This window comes from Novosphingobium sp. 17-62-19 (assembly GCF_002256775.1).
Taxonomy (GTDB): domain Bacteria; phylum Pseudomonadota; class Alphaproteobacteria; order Sphingomonadales; family Sphingomonadaceae; genus Novosphingobium.
Genome location: NZ_NCII01000125.1, coordinates 1 through 6,572, shown reverse-complemented (window position 1 = coordinate 6,572; position 6,572 = coordinate 1). Strand labels below are relative to the sequence as shown.

The 6,572-nt window shown below is 61.2% G+C and carries 5 protein-coding genes; 4 read left to right on the top strand and 1 reads right to left on the bottom strand.

Translation table 11 applies throughout. The features are described 5' to 3' along the window. The first annotated feature begins 307 nt into the window (after window positions 1-307). The 3 genes from B7X90_RS17400 (at window position 308) to B7X90_RS17390 (ending at window position 4,561) form a co-directional block, all read left to right on the top strand. Window positions 308-967, top strand: a complete 660-nt coding sequence (locus B7X90_RS17400) for a TetR/AcrR family transcriptional regulator (RefSeq protein WP_292626648.1) — start codon at window positions 308-310, stop codon at window positions 965-967. A 228-nt stretch (window positions 968-1,195) separates the two neighbouring features. Next, window positions 1,196-2,833, top strand: coding sequence for an NAD(P)/FAD-dependent oxidoreductase (locus B7X90_RS17395; RefSeq protein ID WP_292626649.1), 1,638 nt, complete (start codon window positions 1,196-1,198; stop codon window positions 2,831-2,833). Between the two features lie 102 nt (window positions 2,834-2,935). Further along, window positions 2,936-4,561: a class I adenylate-forming enzyme family protein gene (locus B7X90_RS17390; RefSeq protein ID WP_292626646.1), complete on the top strand. Its 1,626-nt coding sequence runs from the start codon at window positions 2,936-2,938 to the stop codon at window positions 4,559-4,561. A 7-nt stretch (window positions 4,562-4,568) separates the two neighbouring features. Here B7X90_RS17390 and B7X90_RS17385 read toward each other — a convergent pair whose 3' ends face one another. Further along, entirely contained in the window at window positions 4,569-5,270 is a 702-nt protein-coding gene (locus tag B7X90_RS17385; protein WP_292626644.1) for a TetR family transcriptional regulator, read from the bottom strand. A gap of 147 nt (window positions 5,271-5,417) precedes the next feature. Between B7X90_RS17385 and B7X90_RS17380 the strand changes: the two genes are divergently transcribed. Further along, the gene (locus tag B7X90_RS17380) at window positions 5,418-6,545 is read left to right on the top strand and encodes an MlaE family lipid ABC transporter permease subunit (protein WP_292626641.1); all 1,128 of its coding nucleotides are present in this window, start codon (window positions 5,418-5,420) and stop codon (window positions 6,543-6,545) included. Window positions 6,546-6,572: the final 27 nt, after the last annotated feature.

Below are 6,572 nucleotides of genomic sequence, written 5' to 3'. Positions count from 1 at the left end.
CGCTGCGCGAGTTGGAGGGGCTCCGCACAGCCCCTGCTGCATCAGAAGGTGACATTTCTATCTGGCGGAAATAGGGACTTCTCTACTTTGCAGAAACATGCATATTTTACCGGCGGTGTTTGTCGCAGTCGCTTTACGCTGCGGTTCTGTTGACCTTGACCCGCCGGTCGTCGGCCCCGGCACCGCAAGCCCGATCCCCGTCAGTTGACGTGAACCGCTATCCTCGCCACTGATGGGCAAATGCGGCCTTCGGCATAGACTTGGCCGCCAACCGGCTGTAATTCCTAAAGCTCAGGCGACGAGGCAGATGCTCAGTAGAAATCCGACTGTCCAGCCTGAGATCAATTCGATCAAGGCCGAGGTCGACGAGATCAAACGTCGGCGGATTCTCGAAGAAGCCATCGGGCAGTTCTTCGATAAGGGCTATGAGGCGACCTCGCTGGAATCCATCGCGGAGGGCCTTGGGGTCACCAAGCAGTTCATCTATTCGCGGTTTCGCAGCAAAGCTGAACTGCTGGTTGCCATCTGCCATGCAGGGGCCGCGGCTGCGGACCAGACAGTAGCATTCAGCGCCACGCTGAGCGGAGATCCCGCGCAACGTTTGGCGCAGATCATCCGGTACTTCGTGCGCCTCCAGATTGAGCACCGCCGCGAGGTAGCGCTCTATTTCCGTGAAGCGAAAAGCCTTCCCGCCGACGAAGGTCTGGCGATTGATTCCTCAAAACAGCGCTTTCACCGCATGTTGCGCGGTCTGCTTAATGAAGGAAAGGCCAGCGGCAAGTTTGATATTGCCGACGCATCGCTGGCCGCATCGGCACTGGGCGGCATGGCATCGTGGGCGTTCACATGGTTTCAGCCCGAAGGGCGCTGGGTTGCCGAATCCGTGGCGACGGAGCTTGCCGCGCTGGCCCTCAGGACGGTCGGCGTGCCCGATCCGCTCTCTTACCTCGCCGACGAACCTATATAAGAGTCGGTCTTTTCGACCTGAGTCGGCGCGTATAAACTCCTGATTTCTTTATATTTTCCTGCATCGTTTCGAGATTTCGGATTTGCGCCGCGGTGTTGTGCCCGCGTCGCAGACTGGACAGATATTCTCCTAAACCCATTTAAAACCTTGACAGGATATATATATTCTCGTGAGTATATATGCGACGCGGCGGCATGAGCTGGCTGCCGGACTCCAGAGGTGTCTTTTATGGTTGTTGGCGAACACAAGCCCGATTTCGATGCTGTGGTGATTGGTGCCGGAGTGACCGGCATCTACCAGACGCACTTGCTCGAACAGAACGGCATGTCGGTGTGCGGGATCGAGGCGGGCGCTGATGTCGGCGGCACGTGGTTCTGGAACCGCTATCCCGGTTGCAGGCTCGATACCGAAAGCTATGCTTACGGCTATTTCGCACTCAAGGGCATCATCCCTGAGTGGGACTGGAACGAGCGCTTCGCCTCGCAACCTGAAATGCTGCGCTATGCCAATAGCGCGGCCGATGCGATGGATGTACGCAAACTATACCGGTTCAACACGAAGGTTGCCGCCGCCCACTATCAGGAAGCGGGCAATGTCTGGGAAGTTACGCTGGGCAATGGCGAAACCCTGACTTGTCGCTACCTCCTTTCGTGCACCGGCCCGCTTTCCGCCACACGAATGCCCGACATCAAGGGGATCACCACGTTCAAAGGCGAAGCCTTCCATTCCTCGCGCTGGCCGGTTGATGAAAACGGCCTCCCCCGCGAGATCGATTTCTCCGGCAAGCGCGTCGGCATTATCGGAACGGGTGCCACGGGCGTCCAGATCATCCCTATCGTCGCAGAAAAAGCGGGCCAGTTGCAGGTATTCCAGCGTTCGCCAAACTGGTGCACGCCTCTGGGCAACACGCCGATCAGCAAGGACGAGATGGAGGTCATCCGCAAACGCTATCCGAACATTCTGGAATATGTGAAGATCACCGACACCGCATTCCCCTATCACCGCGATCAGCGCAAGGCGATCGACGTGCCTGCGGAGGAACGCGAAGCCTTCTTCGAGAACCTGTACAACCAGCCCGGCTATGGCATCTGGCTCAGCGGGTTCCGCGACCTGCTGGTCAACAAGGAATCCAACAAATTCCTTGCCGATTTCGTCGCAGACAAAATCCGCTCGCGCGTGAAGGATCCCCGTCTGGCCGAAAAGCTGATTCCCAAGGATCACCCTTTCGGCGGCAAGCGCGTCCCGATGGAAACGAACTATTACGAGGCCTACAACAAGGACAACGTGCACCTCATCGACATTCATGAGGCACCAATTGTCGAAATCACCGAAAGCGGCATTCGCACGGCTGACGCCTTCTACGAACTCGACGTGATCATTTTCGCAACGGGCTTTGATGCGGTGACCGGATCGCTTGACCGGATCGACATTCGCGGCAAAGGCGGCGCCCGTCTGAAGGAAGTGTGGGCAGACGGACCGACGACATTCCTTGGCCTGCAGGCGCGCGGCTTCCCCAATTTCTACACGCTTGTCGGACCGCACAATGGCTCGGCATTCTGCAATGTCGGGGTTTGCGGCGGGCTTCAGGCAGAGTGGGTGACCCAAATGCTGGTCTATATGGCCGCCAAGGGCCTGAGTTTTGCCGAAGCATCGCAGGCAGCAGAGGACGAATGGACAGAATCTGTCTACCGCGACTTCGCCCGCACCTTGCTGGCCGAAGCCAATGCATGGTGGGTCAAAACCACCACGAAGCCGGACGGCGCAATTGTGCGTAGGACGCTGGTCCATGTTGGCGGCGGCCCGGAGTACCGCAAGCGCTGCGAGCAAGTCGCTTACATGGACTACGCAGGGTTCGAAATGGCCTGAACCGGCATACGCGCCGCACGTCTATCAACATATGCGTTGACAGACGTGCGAGATCGCATCATTTCTAAAAACAACAAAACATTGGTGCGGGGGAGTATCGCCTTGACGTTCACGGAGTGGTCCGAGGTTTGCCCGCTGGCAGACTTGCTGGTGCGCAGCGCCACGCGGTATCCTGACCGCAACGCACTGGTCATGCCAAACTTTGCCCTGACCTATGCCGAACTGCGCGATGCCTCGGTCGAGATCGCGCGCGGCATCATCGGCATGGGCCTTCGCCCCCGTTCCCACGTCGGCATTCTGGCCAATAACAGCCGCGAAATGGTGACCGCGCTGTTCGGTGCGGCGCTGGCCAACTGCGTGGCGGTCCCGCTCAATGCCCGGCACAAGAGCCGCGAACTTGGCTACATCATCGAGAACGCGGACCTTGCGCTGATCCTGACGACGGCTGCCGATACGCGCTTCGTCGATTTCCGCGAGGTGCTCTCCACTGCCCTGCCAACGCTGGGCGCAAGCCCGCACGGCGAGCCGCTATCGCTGGCCGAAGCGCCGCAACTGCGCGGCATCGTGGTGCTGGAAGGCGACGCGCCGGCCGGATTCCTTTCGCGCACGGCGTTTGCGCAAGCCGCCCAATCCGTGCCTGCCAGCGCCGTCGATATGGCACGCCGTGCAACCCGCCTGCGCGACACGGCTCTGATCATCTACACGTCGGGCACAACTGCCAATCCCAAGGGCTGCCTGCTAAGCCACGAAGCCGTTACCCGAGGGCCGGTAGAGCGGGCCAGCAGCCGCTTCCGCGCGTCTGACCATGACGTGACATGGGGTGGCGGGCCACTGTTCCACATCGGCTCGTTCGCGCCGTTTATTGGCACGATCGGGACCGGCGGCACCTACGTCACCGACGTGTTCTTCGATGCGGGCCGCGCGCTCGACCTGATGGAGCGTGAGCAGGTAACCGTGGCCTGGCCGTGGTTTCCCGCCATCCTGCAGCCGCTGCTCGATCATCCTGCGTTCGATGCGAAGCGTCTGGCAACCTTGCGCAAGGTCTTGCTGATCGCCCCGCCCGCGCTGGTGGACCGCGCCCAGCGCACCTTCCCCGACGCCGAATTCATGCAAGCATGCGGGATGACCGAAACCGCCGGGATCTTTGCCCTGTGCGCGCCCGACGAAACGCCGGAGCAGCGAACCATCAGCCAGGGCAAACCCGTGCCCGGGATCGAGGTAAAGATCATCGCACTGGATAGCGGCGAGGAAGCGGCGCCTGATGCCGTGGGCGAAATTCTGGTACGCGGTTATTGCGTGATGGACGGCTACCATCGCTCGCCCGAAAAGACCGCAGAAGCGCTGGACGGCGAAGGCTGGCTGCACACCGGCGATTTATATGCGCGCGGCGCGGACGGCCAATTGACCTTCCACGGCCGTGCCAAGGACATGCTGAAAGTGGGCGGCGAAAATGTCGCCGCGATCGAGGTCGAAGCCTATATCTGCAGCCATCCGGCGGTGAAGCTGGCCGAAGTGGTCGGCCGGCCCGATCCACGGCTGGATGAAGTGCCGGTTGCGTTTGTCGAACTTCGCCCGGGCCACACCGCCACGGAGCAGGAGCTGATCGACTTCTGCCAGGGTCGCATTGCCAGCTACAAGGTGCCCCGCGCAGTGTTCTTCATGAACGACGGCGAATGGCCAATGTCAGCAACCAAGGTCGACAAACGAGCCTTGCGCACGCGGCTGTGACGTCGCGTTAGCGTTTCTGCATTCCGCTGAAGAATATTTCGCAAAACGAATCAGAAATTTCCTGTGCAGAATGTGCGCCACCCGGTTGATACCAGCGGTGCGTCCAATTCAGCATTCCGAACACCGCATTGGCGGCCACCGAAACGGCAATGTCAGACCGCATTTCACCCTTGGTGATCAATTCGCTGATCAAGCTGAGAACGATGCGTTCGAACGTGCGCGTCTTGGCCACGATCCGCTGTGCCCACTCGCTCTTCTCACCAGTAACGCGGCTCATCTCTTCCTGGATATAGACGTACATATGCGGGTAATACTGGTCATAGGCGGACATCAGTTGAGTGATGACAGCGCGCAGTTTCTCAGCTGATTCAAGAGCATCGTCTGCAAAGATGGCCTCGCACGCCGCGATATTGGCTTCGACGCCAACGCGCAGGCATTCCCGGAACAGTTCTTCCTTGCTGCCGAAGTAATAATACACCGTGGCGCGATCCAGCCCCGCCTCAAGCTCCGGCGCCAGGGCACGCAGGGCATTTGCGACGCCCTCGACGGTCTCGCCGTAGCGCGCATAGGGGACGCATTCCCCGCGCCCCACATGGCTACCATGCCGCAGCTGCGCGACCACCACAACCGCTTCGGTCTTCGAGCCGCGGGAAATGGTGAAGGTTCCAGCGATGGGAAAGCGCTCGATCTCGACCGTGAGGGATGGCATATTTCGTTAACGCTGTGGGCCTGTTGAAGGAATGGCTGGACCGCCGCCCGGAGGGCCGGCGGTTTTGCACCCTCGACGCGGTTCGGCGGGCCGAGTATGACCATGGTGCTGCGCACACTCAAGCGCGGTCGTTTTCCGGAGACCTGAGTGGCCAACGCCTCGCTCCTCGATGTCACGCCCGCCGATGGCCGCTTGATGGTGGTCGGGCGCGGCCTCTGGACATCGGATCGGGCGGACGATCTCGAACATCTCGTGGACGAGGCCACCAGCGCGCATCCCCGCGCCGGCAATGTGGATATCGACCTTTCCGGCATCGAGCGCATGGACACCTTCGGCGCCCTGCTGCTGGAGCGCCTGCGGCGCGCCTGGGCGGTGGACGGGGTGGAACCCGAGGTGCGCGGCCTGAAGCGCCGGTACCGCGTGCTTCTCGAAGAGATGAAGCGCACCGGGCTCGAGGCCCAGCCGCCGGTGCGGCCGCATGATTCGATCCTCGAGCGGGTCGGCCGCGAAGTGGTGTCGATCTCCATCGACGCCATGCAGCTGCTGAATTTCATTGGCGCCTCGATCGCCGCCGGGCTGCGCATGATGGGGCGCCCGCGCACGTTTCGCTTCACCGCCATGGTCAATCAGGTCGATCGCGTGGGCTTCCGCGCGGTGCCGATCATCATCCTCATCACATTCCTGATCGGCTGCATTCTCGCCCAACAGGGCATCTTCCATTTCCGCCGGTTCGGCGCCGACATCTATGTGGTCGACATGGTCGGCGTGCTGGTGCTGCGCGAACTCGGCGTGCTGATCGTGTCGATCATGATCGCGGGGCGCTCCGGCAGCGCCTACACCGCCGAACTCGGCTCCATGCGCATGCGCGAGGAGGTGGACGCCCTGCGCGTGATGGGCTTCGACCCGGTGGAAATCCTGGTGGTGCCCCGCATCCTGGCCCTGATCATCGCCTTGCCGCTGCTCACCTTCATCGGCTCCATGTCTGCGCTGATCGGCGGCGGGCTGGTGGCGTGGGCCTATGGCGGCATTGCGCCGGACGTGTTCATCGACCGCCTGAAGGATGCGATCTCCATCGATCATTTCCTGGTGGGCATGATCAAGGCGCCGTTCATGGCCGCGGTGATCGGCCTCGTGGCGTGCCTGGAAGGGCTGAGCGTGGGCGGCAGCGCCGAATCGCTCGGCAACCACACCACCAAGTCCGTGGTTCAGTCGATCTTCCTCGTGATCGTCATGGACGGCGTGTTCGCCATGTTCTTCGCCTCGATCGATATGTGAGGCGCGATGAACTCCAGCACGCTCGAA